Source organism: Rhodospirillales bacterium (assembly GCA_018666775.1).
Taxonomy (GTDB): Bacteria; Pseudomonadota; Alphaproteobacteria; order SMXQ01; family SMXQ01; genus JABIXC01.
Map to the genome: position 1 here is coordinate 172,324 of JABIXC010000007.1, position 19,467 is coordinate 191,790.

The window sequence follows — 19,467 nt, forward strand, 5'->3', positions numbered from 1 at the left end:
GGCCCGTCATAACCGCGCAGTACATACAAAAAACAGGGAGTATTATTCATGGCACTTGATCTGACCGTCGCCGTTAGCGCCTATGATCGCACACGGGCATTGCTGGATGGCAGGATCGGGATCGAGGGGTGCAACGCCAATGTCTTAGATCTTGAACCCGAAGAAATGTTTCACCGCTCCCTTCATTTTGGTGAATTTGATGTCACCGAATTGTCATTTTCAAACTACCTGACCATGACCGCTGCGGGCGAGTGCCCCTATATCGGCATTCCTATTTTCCCGGCCCGAAAATTCCGCCATTCAGGCATCTTCATCAACACCAAGTCTGGCATCAAAAGCGCCGAAGACCTGGCTGGCAAAACCATTGGCACACCGGAATACACCGTCACAGCCGTAACCTGGGTACGGGGCATCCTTGAAGACGAATTCGGCGTAAAACCGACCGACATGAAATGGTGTTGGGGGGGATTGCGAGAAGCAGGGCGTGCCCAGAAAACAAGTTTCAACATTCCCGAAGGCCTGGTTTTGGAACCTGCCCCCAAGGGCCAAACCCTGCAAAACATGCTGGCAGCGGGAGACATTGATGCCATTATTTCTCCCCGCGCCCCAAATTGCTTCCTAGAAGGGCACCCCGATGTCGCGCGTCTGTTTCCCGATTTCATCGAACGGGAAAAAGATTATTTCAATTCAACCGGTATTTTCCCGATTATGCACTTGATGGGCATTCGCAAGGAACTGGCCGAAGCCCAACCATGGCTGGCCGATAGTGTGTGCAAGGCTTTTAATGCGGCCAAGGCCGTGGCTTATCTGGAAATTACCGAAGACAACATCCCGCGCGTCACCAACCCGTGGATGGAGGCCCATACCGCAGAGGTCCAGGCCTTGATGGGGAACGATTTCTGGCCCTATGGGATGGAAGAAAACCGCAAACCACTGGAAGCCTTCCTGCGATACCATTTTGATCAGGGTTTGGCTGACAAACGCCTGAGTGTAGAGGAAATATTCGTGCCCTCCACGCTTTCCCACAGCAGAATTTAAGCTTGAATATAAGATGCTTAAAGGCTCATTATCGTGCCTGAACGGATCATCGGGCATAAATGCATCCGATGGCGTCAACCGAACCACTCAGGGAGGTTCTCAAATGCGTAAACTCATGATCAGCATCTTCGGTGCTGCTTGCCTGCTCGCCGCACCCGCCGCTCAGGCAGAAAAATACAATCTTACTTTATCTGGTGCCAGTCCGGGCGGCCTTTGGTCGCTGATTGGTGCGGGTTTAGACAAGTCCATCAACAAGGCTTATCCGGGCTCCACACTCACCTATCAAACTGGCTCTGGCGGTCTTGCCAATGTGCGCCTTGTCAATGACAAGAAAGTGCCCATGGGCCTTGCCACCGATCCTGAACTCTCTGCTGCCATCAATGGCTCTGGCCCGTTCAAAGGCAAAAAAATGAAGGACCTTCGGGTTCTGCTTCGGGTTTATTCAACCCAGGCACGGTTTCAATTGAGCCACATTCTGGTCAATGGAGACGTTGCCAAGAAGCACAACATCAAGACCATTGCTGATCTTAAGAAGAACGCGCGCAAACTGCGGGTGGCCTTCAACCGGCCCGGCAACATGGATGGTGACCTTTCCATCGCCATCCTGAAAGCCCATGGCATTAACATCAAACGGTTCAAGCGGGTGGTTCGTGCCGCCTCAAAGGAAATGACATCCTTGATGCTGGATCGTCGGATTGATGTGATGAATTTCGGTATTTCCTTTAATCACCGTCGGATACGCGAAGTGAAAAAAGGCATTCCACTGGCCATGCTTGATATTGGCCCCGAAGTGGCCGCCAGCGTTGCCACCGAATTTGGCGGCACACCCTGTATCGTCAAGGCCAAGGAATATAAATTCATCAGCGCTAAATCCACCTCGGTCTGTGTTGGTGCGGTTGTGGTTGTGCATAAATCCATGTCCAACAAGACCGCTTACAACATCGTCAAAGGTGTGCTGGCCAATATCCAGCAATTCAAGAACGCCCATCGCGCTCTGAAAAAAGCAACGACGGCGAACTCTATGGCAGAGCCATCCGTCGCACCGCATCATGCCGGGGCAAAGAAAGCCTTCAAGGAAGCAGGGCTTCTGTAACGGCGGCTTATAAAATCATAAGGCGGGGATATGGCTTTAGCCGCTTCCCCGCCTTTTTTTAGGCCCATAAAACACTGGATTTACGGCTCGCATGAAACTCCTTGATCCCGGAACCTGGTTTTCCATCGGCTGCCGCCGACGGCCGACAGGTTGGGTTGCACACCTGATCGCCCCTTTGGCCGCCCTGTTGGCGGTCATGGTGATTTTGGCCGCAACGGTGATCATTCTTGATCCCTGGGCCTTGGCGGCCATGTTCATAACCGGCATGTTTACGCTGGCCTTCCTGACCGTAGGTGCCAGCCCCGATTCAAGCACAGAAACACCGCCCCTGATTGACTGGATCCTGTCTGGTGCCAGTCTGGGGACGGGTCTTTATTTTGCCTATATTGGCCCGGAAATCGAAAGCCGCATTTCCCTTTTGGCACCCCTTGAGATGCCGGAAATGATCGCCGGCTCCATCGCCCTGTTGCTGACCCTGGAGATCACGCGTCGCACCACCGGCCTTGGCCTGACAACCGTGGTGCTGTTTTTCATCGCCTATAATTTCTTCGGCCATAACCTTAGCGGCGTCTTGCAACACGGCTATATTGATTACAACCATTTTCTGGACATCATGGTGTTTACCACCGATGGCGTCATGGGCCTGCCTGTGCGGGTTGCCGCCACCTATGCTTTCTTGTTTGTCCTGTTTGGCACCTTGATGTTCTATGCCAAAGGGTCTGATTTCTTTTTCGATTTTGCAGCCTCCATTTCCGGCAAACAACCGGGCGGGCCTGCCAAAGTCGCCGTGGTGTCTTCGGGGCTTTACGGCATGATTTCCGGCAGCCCGACATCGGACGTTGTCACCACCGGGTCCATCACCATCCCCATCATGAAGCGCCTGGGCTACAAAGGGTCTGTCGCGGGTGCCATCGAAGTGGCGGCATCCACCGGCGGTTCACTGGTGCCACCGGTCATGGGGTCTGCGGCCTTTATCATGGCCGAATATACTGGCATTGATTACGCTGATATCGCCATTGCTGCCCTGTTGCCCGCCATCCTTTATTACGTGGGGGTTTATTCCCAGGTGCATTTTAGGGCCATCCGCATGGGATTTGGCGGGCTTGATCCGAACAACATCCCAAACATCTGGCCGGTGTTAAAAAAGGGCGGCTTGTTTTTCGCGCCTCTGGTGGTGCTGACATGGGCGCTTTTGGATGGCTACACGCCAACCATGGTTGCCGTGTTTGGATCATTTTCCATTATCGCCGTTGCCGCATTGAAAAGGGCGACCCGGGTTGGCCTGATCACCATCTACAAGGCCCTGGCTGAAACATCCATGCGCATGGTGCCCGTGGCGGGTGCCTGTGCCGCTGCGGGGTTGGTCATTGCCGGCATCACCATGACCGGCCTTGCTGCCAAATTTGCCCATCTGATTTATGGCATCACCGATGCCCAGGTCTTTTGGACCCTGATTATTGCGGCCATGGTCACCGTGGTGCTGGGGCTCGGCATGCCGACACCATCGGCCTATATTCTGGCGGCCGTGCTGATTGGGCCATTGATGGAAGAGCTTAAAATTCACGTCCTTCCGGGCCATTTGTTCCTGCTTTATTTTGCTGTGATGAGCGCCATCACCCCGCCCGTGGCGGTGGCGGCGTATGCGGCATCGTCCATTGCAGAAGACAATCCATTGGCCATTGCTGCCCATGCGGTGAAGCTGGCCCTCGCCGCGTTCATCGTGCCCTTTGCCTTCGTCTATGGGCCGGAACTGTTGTGGATGGGCCCCATTTGGTTGACCGCCGTCTCGTTCTCCACCGCTGCACTAGGCATTTTCCTGATCGCCGCTTCGGTCGAATCCCATGAAACACTCTGTCCTCAGGTCTGGAGCCGGTTTGTCCAGGCAGGTGCGGGGCTCATGCTGGTGACACCCAACATAAAATGGTCTATCGCCGGGCTTGGCGTGGCCCTTGTCGTGATCCAGTTCAACAGGATGACTGGCAAGAAAATCCCCGTTCAAGAATCCTGAAAACACGCCTTAAAGACAAATATCCTTTTAATTTCATGCGGTTAAGAATTTATCGCAATTAAAGTTTGGGCTTTCTTTCTTGAGAGAGCGCAATTATTTTGATATCTATCTATTATAAATTCTGACGCGCGTGCCCCGTGTCATACACGCCCAACCGGCAAACAATCAGAGGACCTTTAATGTCAGGGACAACCAAAGCCCAAACCAAGATTGACCGCGAATGGCCCAAAGAAGGGCTCGGTCGCATTCCCTTTTGGGTCTATTCCGATCCCGCTGTTTACAAGCGTGAAATGGACGTCATCTTTGGCGGCTCCAGCTACAATTATATCGGCCTTGAATGTGAAATTCCAAACCCCGGGGATTACCGCCGCAGCTTCATTGGTGACAAGCCTGTCATTTTTGTGCGCGACAAATCCGGTAAGGTCAATGTTGTGGTCAACCGCTGCGCCCATCGCGGGGTTAAGCTTTGTTACGAAGAACACGGCAACACCAGCGAATTTATCTGCCCCTATCACCAGTGGACCTACGATCTGGATGGCAAATTAATTGGCGTGCCGTTCCGGCGCGGGCTCAACAAACAAGGCGGCATGCCGGCTGATTTCAAACTGGAAGACAATGGCCTTCAGCCCCTGAAAGTCGTCACCCGCAACGGGGTGATCTTTGCTTCCTTTGATCTCGGCATGCCCAGCTTTGAAGAATACCTTGGCGAAAACATGCTGAACTATTTCGACCGTGTGTTTGATGGCCGGAAGTTACAGGTTCTTGGCTATTCCCGCCAACGCATCCGGTCTAACTGGAAGGTTAAATTTGAAAACCTGAAAGACCCGTATCACGCAACGCTGCTCCATGTATTTCTGGTGTCCTTTGGTCTGTTCCGGGCCGATACCCCATCCAAAACGGAAATGGATGCCACCGGCATGCACGCCATCCAGGTGGCCCAGCGCGGCGCGCAAAAACAAACAGAAGACAATTCAGAAATGCGGGCCATGGATGTGGCCTTAAAGCTTGAGAATCCGGAAATGCTCCAGCCCTATCCTGAATGGGCATCAAAAGGCCCCGCCACGGTGGTGATGCAAACCATTTGGCCCAACCTGATTATCCAGCAGCAATCGAACACGGTGGCCATGCGCCAGATCCGCGCCTTCAGCCCGGAAGAATATGAATTGCACTGGACCTTCTTTGGCTATGAAGACGATGATGCGGCCATGACAGAACGCCGCCTGCGCCAAGCCAATTTGATGGGGCCTGCGGGCTTTGTGTCTGTTGATGATTCCGAAGTGATGGAATCTGCACAATCTGGCGTTTCACGGTATCCCGATGAAAGTGCAATCACAGAAATGGGCGGCGTTGGCACCGAAGACACCCCCCATATGATTACCGAAGCGGCGATACGCGCCTTTTATAAACATTACCGCGAAGTGATGGGTCTTTAGTCATGGCAATAAAACCAAAAAAGAAACCTGCAAAAAAGCCCGGCAAAAAGGCTGTGAAAAAAGTTGTAAAAAAAGCTGTACGCAAAGCGCCCGCTAAAAAAGCAGCCGTGAAAAAATCCGTCAAGAAAGTGACGGCCAAGAAAGCGGTAAAGAAAACAGCAAAGAAAACAGCAAAGAAGGTTGTGAAGAAGGTTGCGAAGAAAAGCGCGCCTAAAAAGAGCCTCGCCAAAAAATCAGGCGCGCGCGGTTCCGTTTCTGCGAAGGTTCCCCCACATGTCTTGACCCGAATGGAAGTGGAAGACCTTTATTACGCCCTGGCCGATACCCTGGATCATGGGGACATCGACACCTGGCACACCTATTTCACCAAGGACTGCATTTACAAGCTGATCAGCAAGGAAAACTATGATCTGGGCCTGCCGCTCGGCACCATTTTTGCCGAAGGACGCGGCGGCTTGCTTGATCGGGCAGCCGCTGTCACCCGCACCACGGTTTATCATGACCGGGCGTTGACCCACCTGATCTCCAACACCCGCATCCTGAAAGAAACCCGCGCAGGTATTGAGGCAACAGCCAATTATGCCGTTTTGGAAACCCTGCCCAACCAGTTCACCAAAATTCTCAATTCCGGGCGTTATCTGGACAAGCTGACCCGTGAACGGGGCGTGCTGAAGATCAAGGAACGCATCGCCGTCTTTGATTCAGCCCTCGTCCCTGCCTCAATCATCTATCCCGTCTAAGGCTCCCCATCAGACCATTAAAAAAGCCCGGCTGATTTAGCCGGGCTTTTTATTTGCGAGGGGCAATTGTTTATTTTTTCTTCTTCAGCTTGCCGCGTTTCAGACCAGCGCGTTTCATCACACCGTCAAGACGCTTTGCCACTTCGGCACCGGCGGGTGCCATGGGCAAGCGATGGTTGTTTTTGGCAATCAAGCCCATGCGCCACATCATGTATTTGATGGGGATGGGGTTGGTGTCAAAGAACACGGATTCGTTCAATTCCGTCAGCTCATAATGCAGCTTTTTGGCACGCTTCAGATCGGATGCGTCCACCGCTTCGCACATCTGCGAAAGCTTTTTAGGCTGCAAGTTACCAACGGCATTCATCAAGCCACAGGCACCAACGCAAAGCATGGGGAAGGACAGGTCTTCAAGCCCCACAAAGACGCGCCATTCAGGACCAAATTCCTTGATCATATGGGTACAGAAGCCAAGATCATTCACCGCATGTTTCATGCCCACCATGTTGGGGGCTGCTGCGGTGATTTCCTTAAGCGTATCCATGGTCACGTTAATCGCCGTGCGACCGGGGATATGATAAATCATCACCGGCAAATCGGTGCGCTTGCAGACATTAATATAATATTTTGCAAGGCCGCGTTGGGGCGGGCGAATGTAATACGGCGTCACCACCAACAATGCGTCCGCACCTGCTTTTTCTGCACCATCGCTCAACACCTGGGTTTCGGCTTCAGACTGTGAACCCGTGGCGCAAACCATCGGTATCCGGCCTTTGTTCACATCAATGGCTTCTTTATAAAGCTGGATGCGTTCATCAAGGGTCAGGGTTGAGGGTTCCGACGTGGTGCCCGAAATCAACAACCCGTGGCTGCCATTGCGAATGGAAAAATCCACGCAATTGCGGAAACTATCATAATCCACCGCGCCATTTGATTTGAACGGGGTGATGATCGGTGGGTAAGACCCACGCAGGAAATTCTTTTTCAGCTTTATCACGTCAAGAAACCTTTTCGCGGTTGGTATCAAAGCCTGCATGGGAACCCAGAAGGGAAATTGGCCCTTTAAGGTCTTCCTGCCACATCAGGCTATCGGTGTTGATGCAGAACGGCATGTCCTGAATGGTCATTTCATAAACCGGTCCGACATCGGATGCATGATTATGAATGGCCCAACCCGGTGCTGAAAGCATCAGATCGCCAGCCTTCCATTCATAGCGTTTGCCCTGAACCACAGAATGGCCCGCCCCGCCGAAGTAATAATTGATGGCCGCCGACGCATGGCGATGGGGCCGATCAACAATGCCTTCTGGGCGGATGGTGATGCAGGAAAAGAAGTTGGCATTGGTGCCATTGGTCCGGCCCGTGGAAGGATCATAAAGCAGATACAACCGGCGGCCTTTATACTTGGAACCAAGGGCAGCAAGTTTATCCAGTTCTTCCTTCACATTGCCCCAAGGCCAGCTATGGGGATTGATCTCAATCGGTTCTGGATTGATCAATTCCTCATAAGGCTTGAGAAACGCGCCATCATCGGTCAGCTGGAATGTGCCAAAGGGGCTTTTGGGTGAATCACCCGCTTCTTCTGCCGTATCGGTCACATCATTATTCTCGGCACCCGGCACGGGTGGGTCTTCATCCAGCCAATGAATTTTCAGCCGGTCCAACATGGGCTGGTTCGAATAACGGAACCGGGCCTGCACGGAATCGGTGTTGTTGATGTATTTGTGGACCGTCATGGCGGGGGTGGTCAGCACATCATATTGTTTGACGTCAAAGATCGCCTCACCCATGGCCATCTGGCCACCGCCCAAAATCGGGAAATTCACCAGCGATGCATTTTCACGCACGTAAGCGGTTTCTTCCCCCGGCAGCAACACATCCAAAGAACATGACATGCCCGGTGTGAAGCTCAACAGCCCCTCTTCCGCTTTCGGATGCACAAAATAGGTGCGCCTTATCCCGTTATTGGGGGCAGCAATGCCAGAAAGACGCTCGATTTCGGCATCGATTTCTTCTTTGGGCACAACAAACGGGTCCCAAAGATCAAGGGAATGATCCCCCCAGGAATGGGTGTCGGGGGATTGTCGCCCGGATTTTTCCACCATTTTCGCTTTAATGTCGGCAAATTCGCCCATAATTTGGTCTCCTCCTAAAAAATACTATACTGGTATTGCTTTTATACTCAGGTTCACGCAACCATACCCTGTAAAAAGTAGCTTTTTTGTTAACCGCCCTTAAGTCAACCGTGGCTTTGAACGTTTCGGGTGGGGAACTTCCGTCCCAACACCTTCTGCCCGGGCCCGTTTCAGAATTTCAACGGCACTGGCCATATCGGCCAAGCCCATGCCCATAAACTTGTAAATGCTGATGTCTGTGCCCGCTGGCCGGGGTTTTGCATCCTTCACCAGATCACAAATGGGTTTTACCTTATCCCAGGTGCCGGCCTTTGCCGCATATTCCATCAATTCACGGGACCCTTTTTGAACCTGTGCCAGATTATCACAGATAATCTTGTCACACCGATCCAGCACGCCCTGATCGATTTCTGCATTGGTGGGGATAATCGCCCCGCCTGCATTAATATGGGTGCCAGGGGTTACCATGTCAGAAAACAGGAATGGTTCTTTTGCACGGGTAAAGGTTGTGATGATGGGGCAATCCTTGGCCGCTTCTTCCACCGTGTCGCAAGCGACAATTTCAAAATCAAATGCATCGCGCAATTGGCCGACAAATTCATCCCGGTTGGCCGGGGTACGGCTCCAGACACGGACACGCTTTAATTTGCGCACCGATGCAATACCGGCAACCTGTGGCAGCGCCTGATGGCCTGAACCCATGATCGCCATTTCATCGGCGTCTTCGACCGAGCACCATTTGGTCGCCACCGAAGACAGCGATGCTGTGCGCATTTGGCCCAGCGCAAAGGCTTCGACAATGGCGGCTATTTGGCCATCATTGGAATTGTGCATAACGATCAAGGGGGCTGCGCCCAAATTGGCATTGGACCAGACTTTTGCACCCACCAGGCCATCACCCGTGAACTGTGCGCCGGTGACATTCATGGACCCAACATCCCAGACCGTCTGGGTCTTGGTCATGTTTACGGCCGCACCGGTTGCTTCCAGTTTCAATCCCTTTTCCAAAGCCTCAACGGAGCCTGAAAGATCGATCAAACGGCACACATCAGCTTCGGTGATCCAGAGAAATGTATCGGGTATAATAATGTCGGCCATTGCCTGTTTCCTTTGTTCTGTCTTTTAATTTTAAAATCTAGTCTTCAAAAAGGGATGCCACCGGCGGGTCCAGTTTCAGCGTATTGGAAATCATGCCATGGGTCACGGTGCGCCCAATCAGCCACATAATGCCAACGGTTTGTTCCACGCCTGCCGCATCAATCACTGCGTCCAGTTCCGCTTCTACGCCCTGGCCCTTGTTTTCCATGACCTTGATGGCAAATTTCTGAACCGCTTTTTCTTCTGCAGAAAAAACGCTGTCTGGCCCAACATTAGGGGTCATTGCCTCTAGAATCCAGGCATCGGAAAAGCCCAGCTTTCGGCTAAGGCGTTCATTTTGGAATTGTTCGTAACGGTTGCCCATTCTCGATGACAGGGAAAGCGAAACAATTTCGGTAAAATTATCGGGCAGAACCTTTTTCAGGCTTTCGGTAATGGTATGAAACCCGCCCATGGTTTCCGGCGCATGAGACATGGCCCTGAAGAATTCCCCAAGATAGCCAAGCCGTTCAACCCGTGCACGGAACACATCCTGCAAGGCATCGGGCAGGTCTTCAAAGGCAAGTCGGATAATCCGATCGCTCATTTAGCCGCCCCATCTTGATCATCATCAAACAAGGATGCCACCGGCGGTTCAAGGCCAAGGGTATTGCGGAAAATGGCATGCTGGACGCAACGCCCCACCGATAACAAAATCCCGGTGGATTGTTCTGGGCCAATGGCGGCCACCACATCCTTGAACATGTCTTGGCAATCATGGCCACGGCGATAGATGGCGGCGATGACATATTTCTGTACCGCACATTCCGCATCGCTCATGTGCCGTCCGGGCTCGGCCTGTAATTCATTGACCTGTTTGATCCAGTCACGCCCATATTCCAGGGTGTTGGAAAGTCGTTCGTGCTGATTGCGCTCATAGGTATTGCCCATGATCCCGGCAGAGGTCAGGGCGACCAGTTCTACCAGCTTCATATCAATTTCAGATTTCAGCGCTTCGGTCATTTCCGCAAAACAGAACATGGATTTCGGAGCGTTGGCACCAACCCGCCAAATTTCACCGCAATAGCCAAGCCGTTCGACCTTTGAACGCAGCGATTCCTTCAATTCAGTTCCAAAGTCGTCATATTCGACGCGTGGAATGATGTCTTCGCCGATGCTTTCGGTCATGTCTTCTCCCTTGCCCTTATATTGGGCCAACCAATTTTATTAGACGTCTACGAAGATGTCTTCGCCATCAACACGGGTGGGATAGGTCTTGATATCTTCGAATACGGGGATGCCCTGAGCCTTGCCGGTTTTAATATCAAACAGGCCGGCATGAAGCGGACATTCAACGCAACCATCCTCGACATATCCCTCTGCCAGGGACGCATAGGCATGGGTGCAGATATCGTCGGTGGCATAAAATGTACCGCCAAGGTTAAACACTGCGATCTGAAGTTCACCAACCATGACTTTTTTGGCTTCGTTATCAGCAATTTCAGTGGTTTTAGCAACAAGATGGGACTGGGCCATAAAATTCCCCGTTTTTGATTTAATGAAAGCGTTTTCACACGTAATGCTTAGAGGTCGTACTTTTCTTTGCCGCCCCTGTCAAGCCTACCACCCCGGACCCTGAAACCCCCCGGAAATTAACCATTCCCGGCCCCGGTTCTAAGCCAGAAGATTCCGCAGGCTCTGATCCGTATCGCCAAGGTCAGAATCGGCAATTTCCCGGCCCGTTTCGACCAATTTGCGGCAAAACCGCATTTCGCGGCCCATATTGAAACTGGTTGCCCCCACCACTTTCTCACCCATCTTGTAAAAGATGACGCATTTGCCACTTTCGGGGTCGCCACGGACCACCAATCGATCCCAGCTAAGGGGGACGCCCGCCACCTGTAAATTCAGATCATATTGATCCGACCAGAACCACGGCACTTCTGAATAAGGCGTTGGCTCACCCACCATGTTCCGCGCAACCGCAATGCCGCCATTTTGCGCATTGGCCCAGGATTCAAGACGCACATGACGGCCAAGAATGGGATTGAAATGAAAGGCAACATCCCCGGCGGCATAAATGTCTGCATCCGAACTGCGGCCAAATTCATCCACCTTGATTCCGTTTTCAACGTCTAGGCCCGCATTGGCGGCAATTTCTTGATTGGGCAAAATACCAATGCCCGCCACCACCAGATCGGCGGCAATGGTTTCCCCATCCGTGCAGATCACTTCCGCGACATGGCCATTGCCATCAAGACGTTCCACCGAAACCCCGGTCAAAACATCGACCCCCTTTGATCGATGCAAATCCGCCACCATCGCACCAACGGCCGGGTCTGCCACCCGGGCCAGAATTTGATCGGCCAATTCCACCACGGTGACCCGGGCACCGCGTTGGCGCGCACTGGCGGCCACCTCCAACCCGATGAAGCCACCACCCACCACCACCACATGCACGCCATCCCTTAATTTCGGGCGCAGTGCCAGGGTGTCATCAATGCTGCGGATATAATGCACCCCTGAAAGTTCTGCACCGGGGCACGAAAGACGCCGCACCCGGCCCCCGGTGGCAATCAGCAACCGATCATAGGCGACCACATCCCCATCAATCAGCTGAACCTTGTGGGCGGCACGATCAATGGATTCCACGCCCGCGCTCAAACGGGTTTCAATCCGGTTTTCTGCATAAAATTCAGCCCCATTGAGAAAGGTCTTTTCCACCCCATCATCGGTGATCAACAATTCCTTGGACAAAGGCGGGCGTTCATAGGGCAGATATTGTTCATCGCCAATCATGATGATGTCACCGCCATGTTCGGCTGCCCGCATGGCTTCCGCCGCGCGGCCTGCGGCATGGCCCGCACCAATAATGACAATGCTATCTTTTGACGCCATAAAATCTCTCCCTTTACTGACTCTTATTTAAGCGAGGCTTGCGCCTGGACACACAAGCCGCCATCTGCATTTTTGGCCCAAAGCTGCACGTCTTTATCGCCATCAGCCCGGCCGCAGACGGTGAAATCTGCATCATCGAACACCGGGCTCATGGCCCGAAACTGGAACGCGGCAAGGGCTGCATCGCCAGTGTTGCGCCGGACCAGATCGCTCAACAGGGTTGCCAGCAAAGGCCCGTGGACCACCAGACCCGGATAGCCTTCTACCTCTGTGGTATAGGGGTGATCGTAATGAATGCGGTGGGCATTGAAAATCAGCGCAGAATATCGAAACAAAAGCGCTGCACTGGGGCTCACCACGCGATGAAACGCATCATCGGTGGGGGCTGGCTTTGCAGGCGGGGTCGAAGCATCCTTTGGCGGCATTTCCCGGTACACAACCGTTTGGCGATCAACCACGCACAAGCCAGATGGCCCGGTAACGTCGTGGCGCAAATTGACAAACACCAAAGGCCCGGTGCGGCCGGTTTTTTCAGCAATGCTTTCAATGGTCGATGTTTGGCTGGCCATATCGCCGATATGCAAATCGCCTTCAAAACGAACATCTGATGATGCCCACATGCGCCGGGGCAAAGTAACGGGGGGCAAAAAATCACCCCGTTTGGGATGGCCATCCACATCCAGCGCTTCGGTCGCGGCGGTGCCCAAAAAATAAAGCCAATGATACAGCGGCGGCAACACATCACCCATCTTTGGCGCTGGCCCATCCCGATCAAGGCTGGCCTCAAGTGCCGCCACGGGGAACGGGGCGATTAAATCGGTGACGGTCTGGGTGCGCCCAACCCAATCTTGTAAATTGATACCTTCGCCCAATGCCGCCACGATGTTCTCCTGTTTTAAATCCTGAACAATGACCATAGCGCCCCAAGACAAGGTTGCTCAAGTGCCCGTGTTGACAGGAGACACCGAAAAAGGCCAATAGTTGCCCCATGCTCGATCTTTCCCAAACGGCACTTACCTTTGCCTTCGCAATTTTCGCCATTGGTGGCTTTACCAAAGGCGTGCTGGGGGTGGGCTTGCCCATGGTGGTTTTGCCATTGGTGTCCATCTTTGCCCCAATCCCCGAAGTCGTGGCCATCATGTATTTCTCCATCCTTGCCAGCAATCTGTGGCAGGCATTGCGGGGCGGGCAAATGGTCGCGGCATTCAAACGGTTCTGGCCGTTGCTTTTGGTGCTGTCGTGCACCGTTTGGGCCGGGACCTTTTCTCTGGTGCGGCTCGATCAGACCGTTGTCGCAACCATTTTGGGCCTGGCCATCGCAACCTTTTCGGCCATTTCCCTTGCCAGCCCCAGCTTTCGCATTCCCAAACGCCTTGAACGTCCCTTGGGCCTTTGTGCCGGGGCCGGTGGTGGGTTTTTCGGTGGCATGGCACTGATTGGTGGGCCGCCGGTGATTATGTATTTTGTCGCCCTGCACCTTAAGAAAGAAGAATTCATCGGCTCCATCGGGCTGGTCTATCTGATGACCCTGATCCCTGCGGGATTTGCCTTTGTCCATTTTGGGGTGCTGGAAACCCGCCATGTGGTTCCGGGGCTGGTTTCACTGGTCCCAACCTTCGCTGGTTTGATGGTCGGCCAATGGGTGCGCGGGCGCATCAATCAGGATCGCTTTCGCAAAATTTTGCTGGGGACCATGATCCTGATCGGCTTCAACCTGATCCGCCGCGGACTATTTTAGCGCCTGATTCTGGCTCGATTTAACGCCCCCACTTCATACCCTGTTACACCTGAACAATGCCAACAGACTGAAATTGTTTGCATTTTCAATTGTTGCAAACGCAAATAAAGTAGCGTAATCTTACCTTAAGAATGACGCTTTAAAACATCGGATAACAACCGAACCATCGGCGCCGAAGAAAGCAGCCGGGCGACATTATTTGACAGGGATGACCATGATCGACGACGAATTGGAAGACCGTTCCATACCTTTTTTGATGCACCGCATTGTCGAGCAAGTGGAAGCGCTGGTGAATGACTGGGCGCGGCCGCTGGGGCTCAAAATTGAAGGCGTGCGCGTGTTGTTCCGTCTCCTTGCTGGCAACCGCACGGTCAATGAACTGGCCAGACTAACCGGCATTGAAATTTCCACCCTGTCCCGGCTTTTGGGCCGGATGGAAGAAATGGGCATGATCCTGCGCCGCCGGGGACCAACCGATGGTCGCTCGGTCATTGTCAGCCTGACCCCCAATGGTCGCAAGCTGGCGCTGGAACACCAACCCGTCTATTTTAAAGATTATGAAAAAATTCTTCTGCGCGGTTTCGATTCAGATGAATCCCTTCTGGTCCGCGAGCTTATGCTGCGCATGATCACCAACCTGGAAAGCAGCGCTAGCACAGAGAAAAAAGTCGCTAGTGCATAATTTTACTGACTGATTTAACCCTTATCTTTCAACCCAATAACAAAATAGCTAAATGGAGTTCTCAATGGCTGGAAAGAATGTTCAACACGCTTTTGCGTATGACGATCTACGTGAATGGATTGCAGAGGCAGACAAGCTGGGAGAGATGCGTTATCTCGATGGCATGAGCTGGGAAAAAGACATCGGCATGGTGACAGAAATGTTGCACCACACCGACCCCGCACCTTGCGCCCTATTCGACAAAGTACCGGGTTGCCCCGATGGCTTCCGGGTGCTCACCAATTTCTTCGGTGGCAAACGCAGGGGCATGACCATTGGTTTCCCCTCTGACATGTCAAAGCTGGAATTGACCGATGGTTTGGCCGAGATTACCGAAACCAAAAAGCCAATTCCGCATAAGATCGTTGAAACTGGCCCGATCATGGAAAATGTCATCACCGGTGATGACATCGACATGTACAAATACCCGACGCCAAAATGGCACGAAGAAGATGGCGGGCGCTACATCGGCACCGGCTCTTACAACGTGACCAAGGACCCCGACGAAGACTGGATCAACACCGGCACCTACCGTGTCATGATCCAAGACAAGAAAAAGGTCGGCTTCTATATCTCTCCGGGTAAACATGGCCGGATCCATCGCGACAAATACATGGCACGCGGCGAAAAAATGCCAGCCTGTATCGTTGTTGGTGGTGATCCCATGATGTTCCTCATGGCATCTTCCGAAGTCCCTTATGGGCTTTGCGAATATGATCTGGTTGGTGGCTATCGTGAAAAGGCCATGGAATGCGTCAAAGGCAAGGTCACTGGCCTGCCCTTCCCTGCCAATGCCGAAATGGTCATCGAAGGCTGGATCGATCCAGAAGAATTCATCGATGAAGGCCCGTTTGGGGAATGGACCGGCTATTATGCCTCCGACACCCGCCCGGAACCTGTGATGCATGTCGAAGCGATCTATCATCGCAACGACCCCATCATCCTTGGGTGCCCTCCACAACGCCCACCCGACGAACTGGCCCGTTATCGCGCCGTTGCCCGTTCAGCCCTGCTGAAACGCGCCATTGAAGCCGCTGGCGTGCCTGATGTTACATCCGTGTGGGCCGATGAATGTGGTTCTTCGCGTATGATGCTGGCCGTTGCCATCAAACAGCGCTATCCGGGCCATGCCCGCCAGGCCGGCCATATCGCCTCTCAGTGCCATGTTGGCGCCTATGCAGGTAAATATGTGGTTGTGGTTGATGACGACATCGACGTGTCCAATCTGGAAGAAGTCATGTGGGCGGTTGTTACCCGGTCTGATCCGGCAACCTCCATCGACATCATCAAAAACACATGGTCAACGCCACTGGATCCACGCATTACACCGGATCAACGCAAAACGGGAGATTTCACTAATTCCCGCGCCATCATTGATGCCTGTCGTCCATTCCATTGGATGGATGAATTCCCATTGGTCAACATGCCTTCCAAGGAACTATCCAAAGAAACCCGCGACAAATTCGGTTGGGTTTTGGACGAACCTAAAAAATAACCTTCCCGTTGAAGGCACATGTTTAAAGGGGCAGCGTTCGCGCTGCCCCTTTTCTTATGCGCTTCCCTGCGCCACACTGGGCAAAATTCAAAAACAGGGGAAGACGCATGCTTAAACTTTATCATCATCACACATCGGTCTGTGCCGCCAAATCACGGATGGCTTTGGAAGAAAAAGGCCTTGAATGGGAGGGTGAAATCATCCGCCTGCGTGAACGCGACCAGCACACCCCTGAATATCTGGCCCTTAACCCCTTTGGTCTGGTGCCCATGCTGGACCATGATGGCAAGATCATCGTCGAATCCACCGTCATCAATGAATATGTCGATGAAGTGTTCGATGGCCCCGCCATCCGCCCAAAAGATGCCTATCAACAGGCCCGCATGCGCACCTGGACCCGGATGACGGACGAAAACATCCATGCGGCCGCAGGCGTTGTCACCACATCCATTGCCTATCGCAACGTGCCATCCCACGGCAACCAGATATCAGGCCAGATGGACCCTTATAAACAGGCCCGCAAGATCGCCAGTTTTGAAGGCGGCATTGATAACATCCATTTTCGTACCGCCATGCGGCGCTATGACATGTTGATGGAACAAATTGATGCAGCCCTTGCAGGCACCGGCCCTGGCAAGGCATTGGCCGGAGGGGGGCCAGATTGGTTGATCGGGGAATTTTCGCTGGCCGATATTGCCATGTCGCCCTACATGGAGCGCCTCTATTGTCTGGAACTGGATTTCCTGTGGGAAGACAAACCCAGAGTCGCCGATTGGTTCGCACGGCTGCGCGATCGCCCTGCCTATAAAAAGGCCATTTTGGAATGGTTTGATTGGGACATCACCTGGACCGATTTGATGCACGCAGAAGGTGCCAAGGTTCGCGATGAAGCAAGGCGCATCACAGAAGAAATGCGCGACCCCGAAACCCGGGCTTGGAATCCCCACCACAACGATTAAGATCTGAAAAGTTTCAAAAGGTTCATTAGACAAGGACGCACAGGCTCAGCCCCAAAAACTTCATGAAAGGTCCAGACAAATGAAAAACAGGAAAACATCCCACGCTTTCTCTATCACAGCATTCACCTTGACCATTGCCGCCCTTCTGGTCTTTGCCCCCATGCACGTTGTGGCCAAGGACAAGGGTAACAAAAATGGCGGCGGATTCGGCCTTGACCGTGCCATGGAACGTGCCAATCCCAAAGCCCAGGACAAGCTCAAGCGCAACCACGGTGACCTCGCTAATTTACATAGCTTTGGGCGACGCGTTCGATCCCAAGCGCGTTCATCAGCTACCGCAGCCCGATACTGATCATAGCCACCATTGCGGTGAACTTCACGACTTACTGTTGAAGCTGATCGACCGAGCGCCAAGGCCATTGATCGGATGGACTGCTCGCCCACGATCCCGCGCGATATCTCTTCACGCTCCGACAGCGTTAACGCCAACCTTGAGCGTTTTCGAACAGGAGGGCGAATACCGCCTGTACGAGATAGCAACGGATAAATCGATGATGAATCCCGGTCAAAACTGCGGCCAATGGAACTCATCGGCTCGCCACGCTGCCAGCGATCCCATATCTCTGACTTCTGCTTACTCGTAAAATAAATCCGACTTCTTCTTTGAACCATATCTACACACTCCATCTTTGCGTTTAAGATAAAGTGTTGCGTTGACCGGTTGAGGTCACCGTCATAAGCGGACGTAAGAAGTCCCCGGATATGATCATGAGAATAATGGCGACCAGAGCGGGAAGGTGACATGCTGGAAAAGATTGGCTGGGGCGGCAGGATTCGAACCTGCGAGTGCCGAGATCAAAACCCGGTGCCTTAGACCACTTGGCTACGCCCCAATCTGTCCCACCAACCGTGTCTTATAACCCAATGGGTCATTCGTCTGGCAGGGACGGGCCGCACATTACGCCCAATGGGTGAACCTGCGCAACACTGGTTTGGCCTAAAACAGGGGGGACTTAACAAAATGTCTAAAAATGCTCTATCGTGGGGCCATGGACGATCATAAATCAAAATGGATCATTGAGGGGATTTCCCCCCAAGCGATGGAAAAGGCAATTCTGGCAGCGGCCGGAGCTGGCCTTTCCCTGGCCGATTGGCTTGACCACCTCATCACTGAGGTCGCCGCCAAAGAAAAAGAAGATCGTCGGAAAAACCAAAAAGATAAAGAAGCAGATTAATACGCAAGTGATTTAACCCCACCTGCATATCACCCCACCTGCATATCAATGCGTATGGCCCTCATTTAATAGCCCTACAATTGATCTTGAAAAACCGAGTTTTTCACAAAAAAACAAGCCCCTAGAATACCGGGAACTACTATTTTTCATAGAGTAGCACCCGGGCATACTGGCATCGATAAGCTCAAAGTGTCTTATATTTACTCACTTTTTTCTGGACATTTATCGCAAAAACCTATTCCTGTAAATTTAGCCATACCGTCGTAGTGCCAATATGAACAGACAAAGTAGCGCTAAATGAAGCCAACATCGCCCTGGAGCGTCAAAGGAGTCGAGCCTGAAGCCCGCGAAGCAGCAAAACTGTCTGCGCGTAGGGCTGATATGTCCCTTGGCCAATGGTTAAGCCATACCATCCGTATGGCGGCGAAAGAACAGCTGAAATCTGGCGGTATTGCTGGGGATAGCACCAATGCTACTCAGGGCGCTGAGGCAGGGAATACCGCCACCGCCAATGCAAATGGGGCGGCCGGTAGTGCAGGAAATGGTGCACCCACGGGAAATGGACCTACCGAGACGTCTGGCCCCCCCGCACCGACCACCGCAGCCGTGCTTGAAAGCATTAACCGTCTGGCCCAAAAAATCGAAGAAACCGAAACCCGTACTACCAGCACCATTGCCCCGATTGTGGAAAAGGTGAAAAACCTTTCCGAACAAATCGAAGGACTCTCCAAGAGCCAATCGGATGATACCGCCCCGCTGGAACGTGCCCTGTCACGGGTGGCAGAGCGCCTCGACCATTTGGAAACCCCCCCGGACCAACCCCGTGGTTCCGAGCGGCGGGGCAGCAAAGACGGATTTTTCTCGAAATTTTTCTCTTAGTAGCCGAAGCTTAAGCAA

Annotated in this window: 20 protein-coding genes and 1 tRNA gene; 11 read left to right on the top strand and 10 right to left on the bottom strand. The window is 52.8% G+C overall.

The features are described from left to right. Window positions 1–48: 48 nt before the first annotated feature. The 5 genes from HOJ08_03045 to HOJ08_03065 all read left to right on the top strand — a co-directional run bounded on the left by HOJ08_03045 (window position 49) and on the right by HOJ08_03065 (window position 6,312). Window positions 49–1,038: an ABC transporter substrate-binding protein gene (locus HOJ08_03045; GenBank protein MBT5672416.1), complete on the top strand. Its 990-nt coding sequence runs from the start codon at window positions 49–51 to the stop codon at window positions 1,036–1,038. 103 nt (window positions 1,039–1,141) lie between these two features. After that, entirely contained in the window at window positions 1,142–2,131 is a 990-nt protein-coding gene (locus HOJ08_03050) for a TAXI family TRAP transporter solute-binding subunit (protein ID MBT5672417.1), read from the top strand. 91 nt (window positions 2,132–2,222) lie between these two features. After that, complete coding sequence (locus HOJ08_03055; protein MBT5672418.1) at window positions 2,223–4,139, top strand: TRAP transporter fused permease subunit; 1,917 nt, start codon at window positions 2,223–2,225, stop codon at window positions 4,137–4,139. A gap of 179 nt (window positions 4,140–4,318) precedes the next feature. Beyond that, window positions 4,319–5,572, top strand: a complete 1,254-nt coding sequence (locus HOJ08_03060) for a Rieske 2Fe-2S domain-containing protein (protein MBT5672419.1) — start codon at window positions 4,319–4,321, stop codon at window positions 5,570–5,572. Window positions 5,573–5,574: 2 nt separating this feature from the next. Continuing rightward, the gene (locus HOJ08_03065) at window positions 5,575–6,312 is read left to right on the top strand and encodes a SnoaL-like domain-containing protein (GenBank protein ID MBT5672420.1); all 738 of its coding nucleotides are present in this window, start codon (window positions 5,575–5,577) and stop codon (window positions 6,310–6,312) included. A gap of 70 nt (window positions 6,313–6,382) precedes the next feature. Here HOJ08_03065 and dapA read toward each other — a convergent pair whose 3' ends face one another. The 8 genes from dapA to HOJ08_03105 form a co-directional block, all read right to left on the bottom strand. After that, window positions 6,383–7,348, bottom strand: a complete 966-nt coding sequence (gene dapA, locus HOJ08_03070; GenBank protein MBT5672421.1) for a 4-hydroxy-tetrahydrodipicolinate synthase — start codon at window positions 7,346–7,348, stop codon at window positions 6,383–6,385. Beyond that, window positions 7,311–8,414, bottom strand: a complete 1,104-nt coding sequence (locus HOJ08_03075) for a gentisate 1,2-dioxygenase (protein MBT5672422.1) — start codon at window positions 8,412–8,414, stop codon at window positions 7,311–7,313. Before HOJ08_03075 ends, dapA begins: the two co-directional genes overlap by 38 nt. Before the next feature lie 132 nt (window positions 8,415–8,546). Further along, window positions 8,547–9,545 (bottom strand): ornithine cyclodeaminase family protein, encoded by a 999-nt coding sequence (locus HOJ08_03080; GenBank protein ID MBT5672423.1) that lies wholly within the window; start codon window positions 9,543–9,545, stop codon window positions 8,547–8,549. A 37-nt stretch (window positions 9,546–9,582) separates the two neighbouring features. Continuing rightward, window positions 9,583–10,131, bottom strand: coding sequence for a hypothetical protein (locus tag HOJ08_03085; protein MBT5672424.1), 549 nt, complete (start codon window positions 10,129–10,131; stop codon window positions 9,583–9,585). Continuing rightward, window positions 10,128–10,712 (bottom strand): hypothetical protein, encoded by a 585-nt coding sequence (locus HOJ08_03090; GenBank protein ID MBT5672425.1) that lies wholly within the window; start codon window positions 10,710–10,712, stop codon window positions 10,128–10,130. Before HOJ08_03090 ends, HOJ08_03085 begins: the two co-directional genes overlap by 4 nt. Before the next feature lie 39 nt (window positions 10,713–10,751). Beyond that, on the bottom strand, window positions 10,752–11,060 hold the full coding sequence (locus HOJ08_03095) for a non-heme iron oxygenase ferredoxin subunit (GenBank protein ID MBT5672426.1): 309 nt from the start codon (window positions 11,058–11,060) through the stop codon (window positions 10,752–10,754). Window positions 11,061–11,198: 138 nt separating this feature from the next. After that, complete coding sequence (locus tag HOJ08_03100; GenBank protein MBT5672427.1) at window positions 11,199–12,422, bottom strand: FAD-dependent oxidoreductase; 1,224 nt, start codon at window positions 12,420–12,422, stop codon at window positions 11,199–11,201. A gap of 23 nt (window positions 12,423–12,445) precedes the next feature. Further along, complete coding sequence (locus tag HOJ08_03105) at window positions 12,446–13,339, bottom strand: acyl-CoA dehydrogenase (GenBank protein MBT5672428.1); 894 nt, start codon at window positions 13,337–13,339, stop codon at window positions 12,446–12,448. Window positions 13,340–13,410: 71 nt separating this feature from the next. On the opposite strand from HOJ08_03105, the gene HOJ08_03110 reads away from it, so the two are divergent. The 4 genes from HOJ08_03110 (at window position 13,411) to HOJ08_03125 (ending at window position 17,335) form a co-directional block, all read left to right on the top strand. Further along, window positions 13,411–14,160, top strand: a complete 750-nt coding sequence (locus tag HOJ08_03110; GenBank protein MBT5672429.1) for a sulfite exporter TauE/SafE family protein — start codon at window positions 13,411–13,413, stop codon at window positions 14,158–14,160. Between the two features lie 214 nt (window positions 14,161–14,374). Next, the gene (locus HOJ08_03115) at window positions 14,375–14,842 is read left to right on the top strand and encodes a MarR family transcriptional regulator (protein MBT5672430.1); all 468 of its coding nucleotides are present in this window, start codon (window positions 14,375–14,377) and stop codon (window positions 14,840–14,842) included. Between the two features lie 52 nt (window positions 14,843–14,894). After that, entirely contained in the window at window positions 14,895–16,376 is a 1,482-nt protein-coding gene (locus HOJ08_03120) for a UbiD family decarboxylase (protein ID MBT5672431.1), read from the top strand. Between the two features lie 107 nt (window positions 16,377–16,483). Beyond that, on the top strand, window positions 16,484–17,335 hold the full coding sequence (locus HOJ08_03125; protein MBT5672432.1) for a glutathione S-transferase family protein: 852 nt from the start codon (window positions 16,484–16,486) through the stop codon (window positions 17,333–17,335). 60 nt (window positions 17,336–17,395) lie between these two features. Here HOJ08_03125 and HOJ08_03130 read toward each other — a convergent pair whose 3' ends face one another. Next, entirely contained in the window at window positions 17,396–17,926 is a 531-nt protein-coding gene (locus tag HOJ08_03130) for a helix-turn-helix domain-containing protein (GenBank protein MBT5672433.1), read from the bottom strand. Between the two features lie 225 nt (window positions 17,927–18,151). Next, a tRNA-Gln gene (locus HOJ08_03135) sits at window positions 18,152–18,228 on the bottom strand. Window positions 18,229–18,384: 156 nt separating this feature from the next. Here HOJ08_03135 and HOJ08_03140 point away from each other — a divergent pair. Next, window positions 18,385–18,570, top strand: a complete 186-nt coding sequence (locus HOJ08_03140; protein MBT5672434.1) for a hypothetical protein — start codon at window positions 18,385–18,387, stop codon at window positions 18,568–18,570. Between the two features lie 297 nt (window positions 18,571–18,867). Next, window positions 18,868–19,449, top strand: a complete 582-nt coding sequence (locus HOJ08_03145) for a hypothetical protein (GenBank protein MBT5672435.1) — start codon at window positions 18,868–18,870, stop codon at window positions 19,447–19,449. Window positions 19,450–19,467 lie beyond the last annotated feature (18 nt).